This is a genomic window from Oceanisphaera profunda (genome assembly GCF_002157895.1).
GTDB lineage: Bacteria > Pseudomonadota > Gammaproteobacteria > Enterobacterales > Aeromonadaceae > Oceanimonas > Oceanimonas profunda.
On the sequence record NZ_CP021377.1, the window covers coordinates 2,118,699 to 2,136,829 of the forward strand.

Consider the following 18,131-nt stretch of genomic DNA (forward strand, 5'->3'; position numbering starts at 1 on the left):
AACGAGTAGGCGGGGTGTGGCGAGGGGAAGTATTAAATGTGCTTAATGCGCTAAATTAAATAACCAGATAAGCAGGTCAGATAACAAGCGGTGTGAGAGCAAATAATGGCCATAAAAAAGCCGCAGCTTAAATAGTAATACTTAAGTGCTGCGGCTTTAGAGAGTTCAGTACCGTCTCTTAGAATTGATAGCTAACTATCACACCGGTTAAGGTTTGGGTGGCGTCACCCGCTTGGCGCACGATTGAGCTGTCTTTAGCGTCGCCGGTTAGCTGAGTAATACCGGCAATACCGGTCAGTGACCAGTCGGTGGCAAATTGATACGTCACGCTGCCGGCCAAGCCTAAGCGCCAATAACCTTGCTCGGCATGGTAGCGAGCGATACCGCTGCGAGCAGAGTCGGCAGCGGATACATTAAACATATCTTGCGTCCAAGCTGAGCTGCTGTACACCAAACTTGGGCTCACACCCACAAACCACTTAGGTGCAATTTGGTTGCGCCAATCGGCGCGTAACGTCATCTTGTAGCCATCTACATCACCGGTAAAGGGGGCTTCAGCTTTTAGGCTGTATGCCCATTGATTCGGGCGATAAGTGAGCTTAACGCCGGCGGTTAAGCCGTCATCCACCTTGTCGAAGCGGCTTAAGTCACCGGTGTTTTTACGGCCAATGTGATAACCAATAAACGGCGATAGCGTCCATTCGGGCGTTTGCAGCACATTCACCCCTAAGCCATCACGCCAGTTTAAGTAGGCCAGGTTACCGTACTTGATATTAAAGTCGGGGGTTAAGCGGCTCTTGTAATCATCACTGCCCAGATAATCCGGTGCCACTGTAGCGCCGATACCGATGCTGCCGTTCCAAGCGGATTGAGCTAGCGCCGGGGCGGCGAATAAGGGAGCCAAAATGGCTAAAGTACAGACCAATGAGCGAGACATAAAACGATTATCCTGTGGTTAACGGGGCAGTTAATGCTGAGTAAGCTCCGGGTGAGAGTTATCTGCGTGCGAAAGTTAATAGCTAGGCTGATACATCACACTCAAAGCGACTGATTAGGCATACTTTTATTGGCATTAAGCGAGAGCTCAAGTGCCTGAACTGGCGAGAGTTTATCATGGGCATGGTGAGATATGCGGTGCATCAGGCATGCTGATCGCCCATTTTGGGCGAGCAGCGTGTGAACCGTGATTAAGCGCGGTTACATCTTCAACTTTCTTTAGATGGGCAAATCGTCTTGGCTACCTTACCCACACTTAAGCCTTGCACCAAGATAGAGAACACGACCACTGCGTAAGTCAGTGCTAATAAAATATCGCGCTCGGATCCGGTGGGCAGCTGCAAGACCAATGCGACAGAAATGCCGCCTCGTAAGCCGCCCCAAGTTAAGACTTTCCAAGCGCCTGTGGGGAGCTCAAGCTGTTTGCTAAAGGTCTTGGTAGTCATGCCGACCACGATAAGGCGAGCAAGCAGCGCAATGATGATGGTCAATCCAGCAGCGATAAATAAGTTGCCAGAGTAAGCAATTATCACCACCTCAAGACCAATCAAGACGAATAAAATTGCGTTTAAAATCTCATCAATTAGCTCCCAAAATAAATCAACGTAATGGCGAGTCTTTTCACTCATGGCTAACGCTCGGCCACGATTACCGACCATCAGCCCCATCATCACCATGGCCAAAGGTCCTGATAGATGCCAATGACTTGCCAGTGCATAGCCACCGAGTACGCCTGCTAAGGTGAGTAATACCTCCTCTTGATAACTATCAATACTTTTGATCATGTAATATAAAATTGCACCGAGCACAAAGCCAAAAACGATGCCGCCACCGGCTTCAACTGCTAGCGTATGTGCCACATAATTGGCCGTTGGAATATCACCACTGGATAAAATGCCCAGCAGCAAAACAAAGATAACCACGCCTATGCCATCATTAAACAGTGACTCGCCGGCGATCACCGTTTCAATACTTTTAGGCGCACCAGAGGAGGCCAAAATACTGATCACCGCAATGGGGTCGGTCGGTGATATTAATGCGCCAAATAACAAACACCAGATATAGGGCAGCTCAAAGCCCAATAGCGGCAACATAAAATAAATGCCGCTCGCTATCAGTACCGCTGATACTAAGGTGCCAATACAGGCCAGCAGACCTATGGGCAGTTTATAGCGCTTTAAGTCACCAATATTAATATGTAACGCCCCAGCAAACAGCAGCATAGAGAGCATGCCATCGAGTAGCACCTCAGTGAAATCGAGCCGGTCTAATAAGCTGACCTCATAATCAATCAGTTGATCAAAGCCTAAAAAACCTAAGAATATGGCTCCAATAGACAGCAATATGGAGATGACCATCACGCCAATGGTGGTCGGCAGGCCGATAAAGCGATGATTAACATAGGTCAATACCGCAGTAATCGATAAGAAAATGGCGCTAACTTCTAGTACGGTTAGACTGGTTGCAGATGCCATAAGTTGAGTCTCGGATAAGTAAAAAATTGATGCGGGTGCCGTCATTAGACGATGCATAACCCGTATAAAATCAGATAAGTGTGAGAATAATAATAGCTAAGGTTGCTATTAGCTGCTGAAAATAACTGGGGTAATAAAGCACAAAAATTGGCATGCCAAAGTTAAGCACTACTGGATTTTCAGGGCGTTAAATATCCAGTGCAGGCAGGCGAAGCAATAAAAAACCCAGCCGAGGCTGGGTTTTAATCATGCTACCAAAGGGCGGGCTTATTTTTCTAAGCTAGCCAGTGTTTGGTTAAAGGTGTCACTTGGGCGCATTACCTTATTTAACGCGGCGGCGTCCATATGGTAATAACCACTCAGTGCGGCGGCGGAACCTTGTACTTGGTTCAGTTCGTCGATAATTTTTTGTTCATTCTCCGCCAAAGATTTCGCTAGTGGCGCAAAGTGCGCGGCCAGCTCGCTGTCTTCGGTTTGTGCTGCCAACTGCTGAGCCCAGTACAGGCTTAAATAGAAGTGACTGCCGCGGTTATCCAACTCGCCGGCTTTGCGTGACGGCGACTTGCCGTTATCCAGCAGTAATTCGGTGGCTTTATCCAAATACTTAGCCAGTAACTTGGCTTTAGCATTGCCTTCTTTAATGCCCAGCTCTTCGAGAGATACTGCCAGCGCTAAAAACTCGCCTAGAGAGTCCCAACGCAAGTGGTTTTCTTCTAACAGCTGTTGCACGTGTTTAGGCGCTGAACCGCCGGCACCGGTTTCGTACATGCCGCCACCGGCCAGCATTGGCACGATAGACAACATTTTGGCAGATGTACCCAACTCTAAGATAGGGAACAAGTCGGTGAGGTAGTCACGTAGCACGTTACCGGTTACCGAAATGGTGTCTTGGCCGCGGATGATGCGCTCCATGGAGAAACGAATGGCTTCGTTATAAGACATGATCTGAATATCTAAACCATTCAAGTCATGCTCTTGCAGATAGGTCTCTACTTTTTTACGCAGTTCATTGTCATGGGCGCGTTCTGCATCCAACCAGAATACTGCAGGCGTATTAGACTGACGAGCACGGGTCACGGCCAGTTTCACCCAGTCATGCACGGCGGCGTCTTTGGTTTGGCAAGCGCGCCAAATATCACCTTTTTCCACATCATGCTGCATCAACACAGTGCCGTTTTCGTCGACGATGCGCATGGTGCCGTCTTCAGTCAATTCAAAGGTCTTGTCGTGAGAGCCGTATTCTTCGGCCTTCATCGCCATTAAGCCGACGTTGGGTACGGTACCCATAGTGACCGGATCAAAGGCGCCGTTGGTCTTACAGAAGTTGATCACTTCTTGATAGATGCGGGCATAGGTACTTTCTGGCATTACTGCTTTGGTGTCTTTTAGCTTGCCATCACGGGCCCACATTTTGCCTGAGCTGCGGATCATAGCCGGCATAGATGCATCAACGATCACATCGCTCGGTACATGCAGGTTAGTAATGCCTTTTACTGAGTCGACCATGGCCATTTTTGGGCGATGCTCGTAGCAGTCGTGAATCGCGCGCTCAATTTCTTCTTGGGTGGACTGAGGCAGCGACTTTATTTTATCTAATACGCTGTTCATGCCGTTATTGGCATTCACGCCCAGCTCGTCAAAGAGATCGCCGTATTTTTCAAACACGTCACGATAAAACACTTTTACCGCATGGCCAAATACGATGGGATGCGACACCTTCATCATGGTGGCTTTTACGTGCAGCGACCACATCACGCCGGTGTCTTTACAGTCTTTTAGTGTGCGCTCAAAAAAACGCGACAATGCTTTGGCACTCATAAACATGCCATCTAGCACTTCACCTTGTTGCATCGGTAAGGATTTTTTAACGGTCACCTTGCCGTCTTTATCGATAAATTCGATGCGCACAGTTTGTGCTTTATCCAGCGTCACTGACTGTTCGCTAGAGAAGAAGTCGCCGCCGTGCATGTAATCGGCGTGAGAGCGAGATGCCTTGCTCCACTTACCCATGGAATGCGGATATTTACGCACGAACGCTTTAACGGCGGCCGGCGCGCGACGATCTGAGTTACCTTGGCGCAATACTGGGTTTACGGCACTGCCGATAATGCGCGAGTAGCGCTCCAGGGCGGATTTTTCGGCGGCGGTTTTGGCTTCTTCTGGCAGATTAGGGATAGCAAAGCCTTGGCTTTGTAGCTCGCGAATACAGGCGCGCAGCTGCGGCACAGAGGCACTGATGTTTGGCAGTTTGATGATGTTGGCAGAAGGGTCTAGGGTGAGTTCACCTAGCTCGCTTAAGCCGTCGGTGACGCGTTGTTCTTCGCTCAGGCTCTCGGGGAAGGCCGCTAAAATACGGCTAGCCAGAGAGATATCGCTTAAGGTCACGTCAATGCCGGCGCTGTTGGCAAAGGTGCGCACTATCGGCAGTAAAGAATAAGTGGCCAGGGCGGGTGCTTCGTCGGTCAATGTATAAACTATGGTCGATTTTTTATTGGTCATTTTTTCGCTCTTTCCCTGCTTGAACATGGAGAAGGCAGCGGCTAGCGGGCACGCGACTAACGTTGAGTCGGGGCAAATGGATAGCGCTGCAGTGAATACACGAATGCTATTGTATGCCGATAGCCCCTAACACTTAAGGGGCATGAGTGAATTCTGTGGTTTAAGGCGGTTAATCGCGACCAGAAGTCGTGATCCAGGATGCTAATTGTCTGTTTTAGCGATTGGATTCTGGGATATCGGTCATGGAGTGAAGATTATTGTGGTCTACACAAACGCGATCGCGACCCTGATGTTTTGCTTCATACAACAAAGTATCGGCGCGTTTGGTGAGCGTCTCAGCGTTATCTTGTGGATTGGCCTGTGCAACACCGGCACTCATGGTCATGCTGCCCACCTCAGGAAAATGATGTTGGCGTACTTTTTCCAGTAACAGCTCGGCTAGGTGGGCGGCTTGTTCTTGCGTGGTCTCAAAACAGAGCACTAAAAATTCTTCTCCGCCCCAACGACAAATAATATCGGACTTACGCAGGTTCTCTTTTAAAAGCTGGCTGCATGCCACCAGTACTTTGTCTCCCGTGAGATGGCCATATTGATCGTTCACCCGCTTAAAGTGGTCAATATCCATCATCATTACCGAGAGCGGGTGTTGGTAGCGTTGTGCCCGCACGAGATCTTTTTCTAGAGTTAAATTTAAACCGTGTCTATTAGTCAGTTGGGTGAGCGCATCGGTTTGCGCCATCACGCTAAGCTGCTGATTCAGGGCTCTCAGTCGGCGCATCCAAAACAAACTAGTACCAATCACCCCCAACAGTAAGATGCCTAATGCATAGGCTAAGGTGTAGTCGGTGACTACCTCTGACACCACCTGCAGGCTCAAGTAGCGGTCCATGATTTGTTGCCGTTCTTGCTCGCTAAGGGCCGCGATGCCGCGGTTAAGAATAGTACGCAGCGTTTGTTCTGACTGAGAGATGCCAATACGTAACTGGTTACCGTAGCCGGGTACTTGCCCTGATACTTTTAGGTTGTACCAGCCGGCATTTTTAATGGTGTGCGCCGCAATAATAAGGGAACGAAGCGTCAGGTCGACTTTGCCATCTGACACCATTTGCATGGCCTGCGGCTCGGAATCCGTATAAATAATGGTGAGATTAGGAAAGTCCCGCGCAAACAGCTCTGCCATAGCGGTGCCGTGGGGCAAAGCAATGGTTTTATTGTTAAGACTGGCGATATCAGAAATAAAAGGATGATCGTCCCGCGTAATCAATACATTGGGATCTTCTAGCAGCGGATCGGTAAAGATCAGCCATTGTTCGCGCTCTGGAGTTTGATTAAGTGCACTGAGGGCCAAGCATTCGCCACTTTTTGAGGCGAGTAGGCTTTCGTCCCAATTTTTGGTGGGGTGTAACTGTATTTGTAATCCGGTTTTGCTCGCTACCAGTGGCAGTAAGTCAGCAATAATACCAACGTGCTGTTGCTTGTTATCTATACCCTCAAAGGGTAACCAGTCCGGATCTACACATACCGACAATACTGGATGCGCGCTAATATAGGCCCGCTCGGTTACGGTAAGCGGTACTTGAGCTGCCGTCGCTGTTAATGGATAGCCCAGCAGCAATAGTAATAAACCGATCCACAGGGAATGGCTGGTGAGCCGTAAAAAAGAAAAAAGAGGCCCAGTGGTGGAAAATATTGAACTTGAGTCCATGCCAGCTCTAATAGAGGGGGTAATTAAGTTATCATGCAGGCTTAATTATCCTAGAGCAATCATTGCGGTCGTTAATTCCAAACTAACTCGCAGAAACCATTAATATTGTTCTGATATTATGGCCATTATATTTGTAGCGAGTAAGAGAATTAATACCTATTAAAAAACGCCACCTGAGCTAGGTTCAGGTGGCGTGAGGCGTTTAATGATTAAGGAGCGGGGCGAGAATGTGAGGAAGAAAAATGAATCTCTTCTTCTTGTTTACCCGCGTTTGGGTCATTAAAGCGCGCTACATCCATAGCACCCTCACTCTTACCTACGATGCAGGTCACCACAGAGTCGCCAGTTATATTAACCGCGGTGCGGATCATATCTAACAGGCGATCCACACCGATAATTAGCGCTATGCCCTCTACCGGTAAGCCAACTTGATTGAGCACCATGGCCAACATAATAATACCTACCCCTGGTACGCCGGCGGTGCCGACAGATGCCAGTGTGGCGGTCAAAATCACCATCATGTAGTCATTAAAGCTCAAGTCAATATTAAAGGCTTGAGCGATAAAGGCGGTGGCCACCCCTTGCATAATAGCGGTGCCGTCCATGTTAATAGTGGCACCCAGCGGCACGGTAAAAGCCGCCACCTTGTTGTCCACACCCATACGCCGAGTGGTGGTTTCCATGGTCACAGGAATCGTGGCATTGGAAGAGGCGGTGGAGAAGGCGAACATGATGGCATCTTCCATTTTCTTGAGGAAGATCAGCGGATTTAAGCCCGTAAAAACGCGGAACATAATGGAATAAGTCACCAAGCCGTGCAGCAGTAGGGTGCCGGCCAGCACTAAGAAATATTCCAATAAGTTGACGATGGCATCCAGCCCTAACTCGCTAAACAGCTGGGCCATCAAACAGAACACCCCGTAAGGCGCGATGTTCATCAGCAAAGACACCAGCTTCATGATCACTTCATTAAAGTCACTGAACAGGGCGGCGATACGCTCGCCTGGCTTGCCAGCTAGGCTGATGGCGATCCCAAACAACACCGCAAATACGATGATCTGCAGCGTATTACCCTCGGCCATGGAGTTAATGGGATTGGTGGGAAACATGCCCACTATCACTTGGCCCAAGGTGGGCGCTTCTTCGGCACTAAAGGTAGTGGCACTGGTTAAATCTACGCCGGCTCCAGGTTGAAATACCGAGCCCATTACTAGTGCTAGCGTAATGGCGATGGCAGTAGTGACTAAGTAGAAAGCCAAGGTCTTGCCGCCCAAGCGGCCTAAGGTGGCTAAGTCTTTTAGCGAGCTGGTGCCGCACACCAGAGATACAAAAATCAACGGTACCACTAGCATTTTTAAGCTGGCGATAAAGATTTCACCGCCTACATTCAACGCGCCTTGTACTATGTATTCTTGAATGAAAGTGACATCACTCAACAGAGTACGAAAGATAAAGCCGGTCACCACGCCTAGGCACATGCCCAGTAAGACCTTCGCCGTCAGTGACATTTTTTTGTTATTGGTGGACATTAAGCTGTCTCCTTAACCAATAGTAAAAGCAAAAAGAATGGCATCAGCGGATACCCTGAGTAGAGGAGTAAGCCTCTTTTTGCCATCACCCCTAGGGTGCAACGGCAAAACGGAGCACAGAATGCCAGCTTTTTGTTTTCGGGTGAAGTTTTATGCTAAAAAACCCCACTTGTCTTTCGTTCCCGACCAGCTAAGGCTCGTCGGACGGCGTTATCATGTGCTAGCCCTGAACGCCGGCGGTGTTTTGTTCTGTACTGGCCGTTGATGCTTTAGCTTCGGTGGCGGCTTTAGTGGTACCGGGGCGTATTATTTCTTCTATTTCAACGATTTTTGAGCGACTCATTACCAGTTTCCAGCGTTGGATTACCGGCGGATTTTGACCTTGAATTTCGCGGGTCACCAAATTGATAAGGTAGCGTTTTTCTACTGCATGGCGCGAGACCTGGCCATCTTTTAATTGATAAACGTGATGTGAGCCTTTTTCCATTAGCTTAGAAAGTAAATTTAAGTCGAGATGCAGGGTTTCACGAGTTTGCTCATAGCCGCTTAAGAAGCGGATGGGCAACATGCGCGAGTGACTGCCGTAATGCATTACGATTTCTTCTTTTTGACTGATATTGGCACGGCGCGCAGCGATGATTTCTTCGCTTAAGCGATTGGTTTTGCGATAGTCAAACCACTCTAATTGGCGGCCAACCACTTGGCCGCTGTGCACATCAAAATATTGGCGGCGCCATTTAGGGCGTCCTTTGCGCAGCCAGCGCCATAACGTGGTGCGCAAGTCGTCTTTAAATACCTCTCGCAAGGCATATAAGAGCGCCAGCGTTAAAATAACCAGCAGAGAAATACTGCCTAAGGTTTCGCGCACCTCAAATACTGCCAGTGACATAGCGGTCATCACTACCGCGGTGACACCGGCTTTAAGGGCCTTTTCTTCGCCGCCGCCCAGCTCGCGGGTTTTCTCTTTTAAGGTCACCGGATATTCAATTAGGCGCCGCAATAAGCGCATTTTATTAGACATGCGCGATAGCGCTTCTGTGGTGTAATTGGAATTATATTTTTGCTGCACGCGGTGTTCATGTTCTAAATCACTCACCTGCAGCAGTAAGGCCTTGGCGGTTTTGTAATCGCCACTACGCGGCAAATGGGCGACTAAGGACAGTAGGCGTTGCTCGGTAAACCAGGATAAGTAATTGTCGATATTGACGTAGTATTTATGCAGTGTTGGGTCGTCGGGCTTATTACGGCGTAAGCGGCGCAATATATCTTGAGTCAAAGAGACTAATTCTTCGATGTCCGCTTGGCTGGCGCCCTCTTTTTCGTTACGCAATTCATGGCAAGACTGCTCTAGCCCAATCACGTACTGATAGGCATAAAGACTGAGACTTAAGCGATATTGATCCGACGACAGCTCGCCTCGGCGGGCTAAGCGACTGTGGATCAAGGGCAGATAGGGGCGATCGCTAAAGTAGGTACGTTGTACATGAATAGCATTGTGATAAAACTCTTCTTCCGGCACCACTTTAGTATTGAGGCCAAGCTCGCTGGGGACAAAGAAATAAATATCGAATTTGTGCTCTGTGGCTTCACGCAGAATACGCGAGATTTTGAGAGAGAAACCATCTTTACGTTCAACGCTGATCACGGGCAGGCTTACTCCACAAAGATGAATGATGACAAAAGATTAACGTTTTTTAGTATGCCACATGTTATGCATATTCAGCACATAGGGTCTGGCTGTGAGCGAGCTCAAACTAATTGTTGATAGTGTACGGCGCACATACTGGCCGAATGAGCGCAAGCAAAGCTTGAGTCGTTTCGCTGATACGAGGACAATGGTGCTTTACTTAAGGAAGTGTCCATGGCTTATCGCATCAATTACCTCTATCGCAACCTGCAAAAAGAAATCGGTTACGCCAACGACAAGCACAACAGTGTGTATGACGCCATCGCCTTGGCTGAGGGTGTTGATTTGACTGATTTTCATCGCATGGAAAATCAGGTGGCCAATGTGAGCCGCAATGACCGTAAAACCATGAAAGATTTTCGTGAAGAATACTTTGCTAAACTGGGTTTTAGCCAAGTGGTGATCGCTCGAGAAGAATAAACTGTCATCGCAGGTTCGGTATTCTTCGACCTCAGGGTAGTAGAAGTTGGACGGCGTCAAATGAGTTTGCCATTATAGCTTGGCATCCCATCAGCTAATGGATTATCTGTGGAACAAGTTCAGACCTTTTTTAGTTATCACAAAGCGTTAATGCAGCTGGTGCATGGCGCGAGTTTTAGCGGGCTTAGCCAACGTAAAAAATGGGAAGCACTGCTCGCGCTATGTGGCGAATTACTTAACACCGACAGCGTGGCTATTTGGAGTATGAGCTTGTGTGGTGCCAGCCTAAACCGCGAGCTTTACTATCAACCCCAGCTTGGTCACCACTATATTCCTTATACGTTAGAGCGCGCCCAGCATCCGCTGTATTTCAGTGCCTTGGAAGAAGCTGAAATTTTATTTACCCATGATGTGATTCACGACCCCCGCACTAGTTCCTTGCAAGCATGCTATTTAGGTACCGCTGTCGTCGGCGCCTCTATGCTAGACGCACCTATTTATGATGGTAATCGCTTATACGGCGTCCTCTGTCTTGAAAACGATGAACAGCGCCGTTGGAGCTTGGCTGATATTGCCTGCGCCGCCGCCTTTGCTGACACCATTAGTCTGATTAATACCCACCAAGCTTGGCTTAATAGCCGTAAAGAGCTGGACTACATTACCCATCACGATGATTTTACGGGCCTGCAAAATCAACGCGCTTTGCAACACCGTATGCAGCAACTGATGCAAAAGCCTGCTTCCCATGGCTTCGCGCTATTCTGGTTTGATATTGACCGGCTAAATACCATTAATAATGGCATGGGCGCATCCGTGGGGGATGCAGTCGTCAGCGAAATTGCGGCTCGGTTACGAGGAGTGCAGTTGCCCGGAAAAGACATGGTAGCGCGGGTGGGCGGCGATGAGTTTACCTTATTGTATTGCTGGACAGATGATGACCATATGCTGGAAGCCACGGTGGCGAGTATTATGGAGACGGTGAATCAACCGCTGTATATTGCTCAGCAAAAACTGGCGGTGACCACCAGTGTTGGTGTGGCCGTTTATCCAAATGATGCGGATGACATTGCAAGCTTACTGCGCTGTAGCGAGTCGGCCATGTATCACGCCAAGGCGTGCGGGCGTCGCCAAGCACAATTTTATAATCAAGCCGTGTCCGCCTCTGCTAAAGCCCGTTTTTTATTAGAAAACCAGTTAATAGACGCCATCGCCAATAATGGCTTGAGTGTGTTTTATCAGCCGATTATGTCCGCCGATGCACAAACGCTCGTAAGCTGTGAAGCCTTAGTGCGCTGGCCCCATCCCAGTGCGGGTTTTTTATCACCGGCGGAATTTTTACCTCTGGCTTATGAAGCTGGCTTAATGGCGGAGCTGGATTGTTGGGTGCTGGAGCGGGTCTGCCAAGATATTAAACAGGCGAGAGCACTGGGGTTGTCGATGCCGCCGATAGCGGTGAATTTATCCGCTGATACGGTGATGGACCCGCAACTGGCTGATAAAGTGTTTAATTTGCTGGAGCAGTATCAGATCCAAGGACACCAGCTTGAATTGGAAATGATCGAGGATGCCATTAAGGGCGATTCTAATATTTTGCGTCAAACCTTAGAGCAGCTGGTACGCATGGGTATTAAGTTGTCGATTGATGATTTTGGTACCGGGTATTCATCCTTATTGCGTCTTAAAAATCTGCCGTTTACCAAGCTAAAAATCGATCGCTCTTTTATTCAAGACCTACCTCATAATCCAGATGATTGTGCCATTACCTTATCGGTATTAGGCATGGCCCGAGGCTTGGGCGTGACCGTAGTAGCGGAAGGCGTCGAAAATGCAGCTCAAGAACACTGGTTACAACAGCAAGGCTGCCATTATCTGCAAGGTTTTAAATATCACAGGCCGATGCCGGTAGCAGAGTTTTTTGCATTACTCACGGCTGCATTAGCCTAGCTAAACCCTTGTATGTTGAGCGACAGCCTTGTATAAAATTGCTTTGCTTCACCGGCTTTAATCTCTGAACTGCCACAACTTTACTGCCTTCACGAACAAGGAATTGCACATGACCACTTTAAAAATGTTATTGGCCTCGGCGCTGCTACTGGGCTCAACTGCGGTTGCTGCACACAGTTTTCAGGCTGGCGATCTTGATATAGCTCATCCTTGGGCGCGACCTTTACCACCGGTGGCTAAGGTAGGCGTGGCGTATTTTACCGTGACTAATAACGGGGATGCGGAGGATGTATTGCTCAGTGCCGAAAGCCCAATTTCAGATACAGTAGAGATACATACCCACATTAAAGAAGGCGATCTGATGAAGATGCGCCAACTGGATGACTTAACCATAGCCGCGCACAGCGCACAAAAGCTGGCGCCGGGTGGTTTGCATTTAATGCTGATGGGGCTTAAAGAAGTGCCGGCAGAGGGAACCAAATTTCCGGTAACCTTGCATTTTAAAAAGGCGGGTAAAGTAGAGATCGAAGTCGCCGTAGATGCAGATCCAGAGGCAAAAGCCGCTGAACATGGCTCCCATGAAGCAAGCGATCACAGTGGCCATTAATAGCCATTTAAGATAAGTGAGCTCGGAGTTATTATGCGCCTAGCTCAGATCCACATCGGCCGAGCTCAAGACTGAGCTCGGCCGATACGTTAAAGCGTGTGCTGACAGATCACATTCTAGCGAAAAGATTTTTCTGCCACCAAATACTCGGCAATATAAATATGGCGGCCCAGTAAAAGAAAGCCGTGCGCTATGGTGGTTCTTGGCGCTAACATGTTTGCTTCAGTCGGGCTATTCCACGCTTCACGCTTTTTGCATCAATTGCTGGTGCACTTTCTTGATGCATAGATCTGCTACATAATCTAAGTCTGCTTCTTTCGCTAACTCTTCAGCGGCCTCGCAGATCACTCCCTCTTGCAGCCACAAACATTGCGCATCTTGCTCTATGGCTTGTTCGGCGAGCAGAGCGGCAAATTCACCACGGCGAAATACATTAACCAATTGCACGGGCTGCTCGAGTTCATCAAGCTCGGCCACACAGGCTTGGCCCAAGATCACGGCACCGGCTAATTGCGGATTAACTGGATGCACGTTAAAACCCTGTTGCAATAGATAGTCCATCACTTGATAGCTCGCCCGCTCCGGACGATTAGACGCACCCACCAGCGCTATGCTGCGGGTTTGCTCTAAGATGCGTGCTAAGCGCGCTAGTTCAGCTTGATCCATTATGTATCCCACGGGTATAAAACCTCGTTATATCAGTGTGCAGGCCCTGTGATCCATGATCATGACCGAGAGTTGTGAGCGACCCACATCCACTTACCGTAGCTAGGGTGCGGTACGCGCCATTATAGAAAAGCGGCCCAAATGTGCTACCACTTTCCGCGTTATATGATGTGTTAAGAGTGCTGTTTAACGGCCGCGAGGGCTTAGCTAAAAAGCCGTTGCCGTTTAGAGTTACACCACTAAGCTTTGCAGCCATTGCTGTAACTGACTGGCAGAGAGGGCACCGGACTGGCGTGCAATCTCTTTGCCTTGATGAAAAGCAATTAAGGTCGGAATCGAGCGAATTGCCCACTGGGCTGCGGCTGCCGAGTGAGCTTCGGTATCGAGTTTCGCCAAGCGAAATTGCCCTTGAAAATTGGCCGCAGCTGCCGCAAAAATCGGCGCCATTTGTTGGCAAGGGCCGCACCAGGGTGCCCAAAAGTCCACTACTAGCGGTAAACTTTCGTGAGCCAGCAAGCGCCCGAGCAGGGCGCCATTCAAGACCAGAGGCTCGACAGACAACAAAAGCGCCTGACACTTACCACATTTAGGCTGTTCGACTAAACGTGCCTCGGGTACCCGGTTTTTAGCCTGACAAGCTGGGCAAACCAGCATTGCTGATGCAGTCATAATGAAGCCTCACTGATGTGTATAGCTAAGGTAATACCAAACACACTAAATAATCGTTCTATTTAAGATCGACATAAAAGCCCCATTGCATAGCTAACTAAAGCAGGCTTCTACAAAAAGCGTGTGTTGTAGTCCACCCACTTGTTCGGTGGTCCTGCGAAGCAGGATGGTTTTAAGAACAAAACCCAAACCGTGCCGATACTCTTTGCCTACCAACAAGGTGGGCACACTACAAAAAACAATCACATTAAATCCAGCTGTTAGGCTGACCAAATAATTAATGCGATTGGTATAAGCCGCCGTACCTATGTGCGGTTGTGCGCTTAAGAGTGCTCGGACTTACATTACATCCAATCAGCTAAGGTGTAGGTTAGCGTATATTGCGCTCCGACTAGCTCCAGCTCATTGCCGTTATTATTAACGGTCGCGCCTTTACCCAGGGTCTGTAATACCGCGTGTTCTACTTTCTGTTCTGCTGGTGAACAGGCCATTTGAGTGCTGGCTAACGGATCCGCCACTAAACGGTTACCCTCTAGGGTGGCGCTACCAAAGAAGCGGTTGCAGCCGGCCAAACCGTTAATAGTGAAGTGCTCGGCAATTTCTAAGTCCGACTTAATCTCAGAGGCAATCGCGACGCCATTGATGGCACTTAAATTCCAGTGATGATGCTGTAAATCAGAGTTCACTATCGTAGGTCCGCCACTGCAGGCGGTCAGTAGTAGGGCGCTGGCACTTAATATCGCAATTCTCATAATGGCTCCTTTAATATTATTATTTACTCGTAGCGAGCATAAAATTCTGCCACTGAGGCGCTCGCCACGGATGATGTAAGAATAGTGAACAGCAACGGCTGACTTTTCAAGGACAAAGCGCCGTCATTGGGTGAATAGCCGTGTAAATGAGCCTGAGTGCTGTAAAAATGGCCGGCGAGTCAGGCGCTGAGTTTAGTAGCAGAGTCTAGTATTTGAGCCTAGTGCTTGAACCGAATATCTGAATCTAGCACCTCAATTTAGCTATTAGCCGTCAACCCCACAACAGGGCAGGAGCAAGCATGCAGGTGAGTATTTTGGTGGGTAACGCCGCCATGCTTAATGAGCACATTAATAGTGCCATCGATAAGCGGCGAATTCGTACGCCGCAATTTTGTGATGTTAATGGCTTAGTGGATGACACCCAAGTGTCGAGCCAGTTTCACGGGGGCCCAGAGCGCGCGCTGCATTATTATCCGCGGGAGCATTACTGCTATTGGCAAAGCTGGTTTCAGGGCATGGGCTTGTATAGTGACAGTATTAACAGCAGTGGCGCTTTGCCACCGCTCACGGCGGGCGGCTTTGGTGAAAATATTTCAGGGATGGGCTTAACAGAAGCGAATGTCTATATTGGTGATATTTACCGATTAGACGAAGCATTGGTACAAATCAGCCAACCGCGTTCGCCGTGCTATAAGCTTAATGCGCGCTTTGGGTGTGACTTTTTCTCGGTGCTGGTACAAGCCAATGGTCGCACCGGTTGGTTGCTGCGGGTGTTAGAAACCGGCACCGTTAATCCCGATGCCAGCTTGACGCTGGTGGAGCGCCCGCATCCCGAGATGTCGGTAAAGCGGGCCGCCGACATCGTCTATAACTTGGCTTACTCGAGCGAGCGTTTGCAGGAGCTGGCGGCAGTCACGGCGTTATCGCCCAGTTGGCGGCAAAAGGCCACCGATTACTTAGCCGCCGGCCAAGTGACCGATTGGCAGATGCGCTTACTGGAGCCGGTTTAAACGCATTGGGGGCGCAAGACGTGCAGCGTAATCCGCTGCCAAAGTGTGATTTTTCTCTTCACGCTTCACCCCTCACTATTCACGTTAAGCAGTTACCGCCACTTCTTGCTTTTGAAAACGCACCACCTGACCTTCAATGATCTTGCAGCGTTTACGCAGCTCAACTTCGCCATCTACCGTGACCAAGCCCACATCAATAACATCTTTTGCCATGGCGCCGGACTCACACCAGCCCAATACTTTGAGTAAGTTGTGCAGGGGAATAAAGGGATTGCCTTCTAAGCTAAACGTTTCTTTCATCGAGTTTCACCTTACTTGTGGGAGTTAGCATGCTAGTTAAAAATAGTGTGCATATAGTAACACCGACGGTAGGTCTGCTGGCAGAGGCAAGGTAAGAAGATTTGTGTATTAGATCTTTGTTATTTACCCCTAGATTGGGCATTATTAACAGACTCAGGCTTAACCCTTCTTACCCTCATGGGCTAAGATGATAGGTTAGCTCAGACTCATCACTCGCCCCTTCGGGTTTAGCCGTACTTTGCCGTTACCGTTGCAGATTTATCCTGCAACGAGTTCAATGTTCGCTAAAGTCGGCTATAGGTCTGGATACCACAACCAAGCTGCTGGCAAGCTAGACTCGCTCACGCGGCAGGCTTGTTACATTAGTTATAGAAACACAGAGGTGCTTATGTCCGGATTGTTACCCCATGTTGATCCAGAAGGTCTGCGGGAATTTTCAGTGGTTTATACTGACCGCGCGCTTAACCATATGTCACAACGCTTTCAACAGGTGATGTGTGATATCTCGGGGGCGTTAAAAGATATTTACCAAGCGGATGCGGTGGCCGTGATCCCCGGCAGTGGCACCTTTGGTATGGAAGCCGTGGCTCGCCAGTTTGCGACAGACCAAGATTGCCTGATTATTCGCAACGGTTGGTTTAGCTATCGCTGGAGCCAAATTTTTGCCGCCGGTCACATTCCTGCCTCAGAAACCGTACTCAAGGCCCGCGCCATTGAAGAGGGCCCACAAGCCGCTTTTGCGCCCGCGCCGATTGAGGAAGTGGTCAACCATATTCGCACCAACAAGCCAGGTGTGGTGATCGCCGCTCACGTAGAAACTGCAGCCGGCATGATTTTACCGGATGATTACCTGAAAGCGGTCAGCCACGCCACTCATGAAGTGGGCGGATTATTTGTGCTGGACTGCATCGCCTCCGGTGCCACTTGGGTGGATATGAAAGCCTGTGGCGTAGATGTGTTGCTCAGTGCACCGCAAAAAGGCTGGAGCAGCTCGCCGTGCTGCGGTTTGGTCATGCTCAGTGAGCGCGCCCGAGCACGCGCAGAGCAAACCCAAAGCACCAGCTTTGCCTGTGACTTAAAGCAGTGGTTAAAAGTGATGGAAGCCTATGAACAAGGTGGCCATGCTTACTACACCACTTTGCCCACCGATGCCTTGGTACAATTTCGCGACACCATTACCGAAATTGCCGGTTTAGGTTTTGGGGAAATGAAGTTGCGCCAACAGCAACTTGGCGAGCGAGTGCGCGCCGCACTGGCCAAGCGTGGCATTAAGAGCTTGGCCGCTGACGGCTTTGCCGCACCCAGCGTGATTGTTTGTTACACCCAAGATGCGGCCATTAAAAATGGCAGCAAGTTTGTCGACCAAGGGTTACAAATTGCCGCCGGCGTGCCATTGCAGTGCGACGAACCTGCGGATTTTCAGACCTTTCGCGTCGGCTTGTTTGGGCTAGAAAAGCTGCAAGACGTAGCCGCCACGGTCGCCACCTTTGAACAGGCATTAGATAAAGTGCTGCAAGCTTAATTTAACTGAGCGTAGCGTTTGCATCGCACTTAATAACAGTCAGGCCACCTTAGGGTGGCCTGATTGTATTTAGTTGATTTGTTATTCCATAGATAGCGAAGCTGTCTATAAGCGGTATTAACAGCGAACTCAGATGGAAGGAATCGCAGGAGCTGCCGTAACCAACCATCAAATGCCATGGTCAACAAACGCTCCTGCCATGTTGACACTCCCACCATCCATGGCGGTCGACGGCATTTGCAGAGCGTCGCAGGATGCAGTTTAGCGCGTTGGTGGAGGCAGTTTTGCGGCTCCTTAGCAAACATGAAGAGACAGTTAGCTTTTACCTAATAGACAGGCTGAGCGCCTAA

General features: G+C 49.2%; 15 protein-coding genes. 5 read left to right on the plus strand and 10 right to left on the minus strand.

Annotated elements, in window-relative coordinates; genetic code table 11:
* Positions 1 to 178 precede the first annotated feature (178 nt).
* From CBP31_RS09250 to CBP31_RS09275, 6 genes are all read right to left on the minus strand, one after another.
* A complete protein-coding gene (locus tag CBP31_RS09250) occupies positions 179 to 937 on the minus strand; it encodes a MipA/OmpV family protein (RefSeq protein ID WP_087036614.1) in 759 nt (252 codons plus the stop codon).
* 268 nt (positions 938 to 1,205) lie between these two features.
* The gene (locus tag CBP31_RS09255; protein WP_087038684.1) at positions 1,206 to 2,471 is read right to left on the minus strand and encodes a cation:proton antiporter; all 1,266 of its coding nucleotides are present in this window, start codon (positions 2,469 to 2,471) and stop codon (positions 1,206 to 1,208) included.
* A gap of 267 nt (positions 2,472 to 2,738) precedes the next feature.
* On the minus strand, positions 2,739 to 4,970 hold the full coding sequence (locus CBP31_RS09260) for an NADP-dependent isocitrate dehydrogenase (RefSeq protein ID WP_087036616.1): 2,232 nt from the start codon (positions 4,968 to 4,970) through the stop codon (positions 2,739 to 2,741).
* Between the two features lie 214 nt (positions 4,971 to 5,184).
* Complete coding sequence (locus CBP31_RS09265) at positions 5,185 to 6,675, minus strand: diguanylate cyclase (protein ID WP_087036619.1); 1,491 nt, start codon at positions 6,673 to 6,675, stop codon at positions 5,185 to 5,187.
* Positions 6,676 to 6,884: 209 nt separating this feature from the next.
* Positions 6,885 to 8,204, minus strand: coding sequence for a dicarboxylate/amino acid:cation symporter (locus CBP31_RS09270; protein ID WP_087036622.1), 1,320 nt, complete (start codon positions 8,202 to 8,204; stop codon positions 6,885 to 6,887).
* Positions 8,205 to 8,424: 220 nt separating this feature from the next.
* On the minus strand, positions 8,425 to 9,849 hold the full coding sequence (locus CBP31_RS09275; protein WP_087036625.1) for a hypothetical protein: 1,425 nt from the start codon (positions 9,847 to 9,849) through the stop codon (positions 8,425 to 8,427).
* A 216-nt stretch (positions 9,850 to 10,065) separates the two neighbouring features.
* Here CBP31_RS09275 and CBP31_RS09280 point away from each other — a divergent pair, with 216 nt between their 5' ends.
* From CBP31_RS09280 to CBP31_RS09290, 3 genes are all read left to right on the plus strand, one after another.
* Entirely contained in the window at positions 10,066 to 10,311 is a 246-nt protein-coding gene (locus CBP31_RS09280) for a DUF2960 family protein (protein WP_087036627.1), read from the plus strand.
* Positions 10,312 to 10,419: 108 nt separating this feature from the next.
* Positions 10,420 to 12,255 carry a sensor domain-containing phosphodiesterase gene (locus CBP31_RS09285; RefSeq protein ID WP_087036629.1) on the plus strand — a complete coding sequence of 612 codons (1,836 nt, stop codon included), beginning with the start codon at positions 10,420 to 10,422 and terminating at the stop codon, positions 12,253 to 12,255.
* Between the two features lie 109 nt (positions 12,256 to 12,364).
* Positions 12,365 to 12,862, plus strand: a complete 498-nt coding sequence (locus CBP31_RS09290; protein ID WP_087036632.1) for a copper chaperone PCu(A)C — start codon at positions 12,365 to 12,367, stop codon at positions 12,860 to 12,862.
* A gap of 243 nt (positions 12,863 to 13,105) precedes the next feature.
* On the opposite strand, the gene CBP31_RS09295 is transcribed toward CBP31_RS09290, so the two are convergent.
* The 3 genes from CBP31_RS09295 to CBP31_RS09305 all read right to left on the minus strand — a co-directional run bounded on the left by CBP31_RS09295 (position 13,106) and on the right by CBP31_RS09305 (position 14,949).
* Positions 13,106 to 13,528 carry a CoA-binding protein gene (locus tag CBP31_RS09295; protein WP_087036634.1) on the minus strand — a complete coding sequence of 141 codons (423 nt, stop codon included), beginning with the start codon at positions 13,526 to 13,528 and terminating at the stop codon, positions 13,106 to 13,108.
* A gap of 231 nt (positions 13,529 to 13,759) precedes the next feature.
* Entirely contained in the window at positions 13,760 to 14,197 is a 438-nt protein-coding gene (trxC, locus tag CBP31_RS09300; protein ID WP_087036637.1) for a thioredoxin TrxC, read from the minus strand.
* Between the two features lie 344 nt (positions 14,198 to 14,541).
* Entirely contained in the window at positions 14,542 to 14,949 is a 408-nt protein-coding gene (locus tag CBP31_RS09305) for an META domain-containing protein (RefSeq protein ID WP_087036640.1), read from the minus strand.
* Between the two features lie 299 nt (positions 14,950 to 15,248).
* On the opposite strand from CBP31_RS09305, the gene CBP31_RS09310 reads away from it, so the two are divergent.
* Complete coding sequence (locus CBP31_RS09310; protein WP_087036642.1) at positions 15,249 to 15,959, plus strand: MOSC domain-containing protein; 711 nt, start codon at positions 15,249 to 15,251, stop codon at positions 15,957 to 15,959.
* 84 nt (positions 15,960 to 16,043) lie between these two features.
* On the opposite strand, the gene CBP31_RS09315 is transcribed toward CBP31_RS09310, so the two are convergent.
* A complete protein-coding gene (locus tag CBP31_RS09315) occupies positions 16,044 to 16,259 on the minus strand; it encodes an RNA-binding S4 domain-containing protein (protein ID WP_087036644.1) in 216 nt (71 codons plus the stop codon).
* A 388-nt stretch (positions 16,260 to 16,647) separates the two neighbouring features.
* On the opposite strand from CBP31_RS09315, the gene CBP31_RS09320 reads away from it, so the two are divergent.
* Entirely contained in the window at positions 16,648 to 17,781 is a 1,134-nt protein-coding gene (locus tag CBP31_RS09320) for an aminotransferase class V-fold PLP-dependent enzyme (RefSeq protein WP_087036646.1), read from the plus strand.
* Positions 17,782 to 18,131 lie beyond the last annotated feature (350 nt).

Bases quoted from the DNA above. Each gene is read 5' to 3' on its own strand.
- CBP31_RS09305 (WP_087036640.1), bottom strand. From the start codon at position 14,949: ATGAGAATTGCGATATTAAGTGCCAGCGCCCTACTACTGACCGCCTGC.
- CBP31_RS09270 (WP_087036622.1), bottom strand. From the start codon at position 8,204: ATGTCCACCAATAACAAAAAAATGTCACTGACGGCGAAGGTCTTACTG.
- CBP31_RS09265 (WP_087036619.1), bottom strand. From the start codon at position 6,675: ATGGACTCAAGTTCAATATTTTCCACCACTGGGCCTCTTTTTTCTTTT.
- CBP31_RS09290 (WP_087036632.1), top strand. From the start codon at position 12,365: ATGACCACTTTAAAAATGTTATTGGCCTCGGCGCTGCTACTGGGCTCA.
- CBP31_RS09260 (WP_087036616.1), bottom strand. From the start codon at position 4,970: ATGACCAATAAAAAATCGACCATAGTTTATACATTGACCGACGAAGCA.
- CBP31_RS09255 (WP_087038684.1), bottom strand. From the start codon at position 2,471: ATGGCATCTGCAACCAGTCTAACCGTACTAGAAGTTAGCGCCATTTTC.
- CBP31_RS09315 (WP_087036644.1), bottom strand. From the start codon at position 16,259: ATGAAAGAAACGTTTAGCTTAGAAGGCAATCCCTTTATTCCCCTGCAC.
- trxC (WP_087036637.1), bottom strand. From the start codon at position 14,197: ATGACTGCATCAGCAATGCTGGTTTGCCCAGCTTGTCAGGCTAAAAAC.
- CBP31_RS09295 (WP_087036634.1), bottom strand. From the start codon at position 13,528: ATGGATCAAGCTGAACTAGCGCGCTTAGCACGCATCTTAGAGCAAACC.
- CBP31_RS09250 (WP_087036614.1), bottom strand. From the start codon at position 937: ATGTCTCGCTCATTGGTCTGTACTTTAGCCATTTTGGCTCCCTTATTC.
- CBP31_RS09280 (WP_087036627.1), top strand. From the start codon at position 10,066: ATGGCTTATCGCATCAATTACCTCTATCGCAACCTGCAAAAAGAAATC.
- CBP31_RS09320 (WP_087036646.1), top strand. From the start codon at position 16,648: ATGTCCGGATTGTTACCCCATGTTGATCCAGAAGGTCTGCGGGAATTT.
- CBP31_RS09310 (WP_087036642.1), top strand. From the start codon at position 15,249: ATGCAGGTGAGTATTTTGGTGGGTAACGCCGCCATGCTTAATGAGCAC.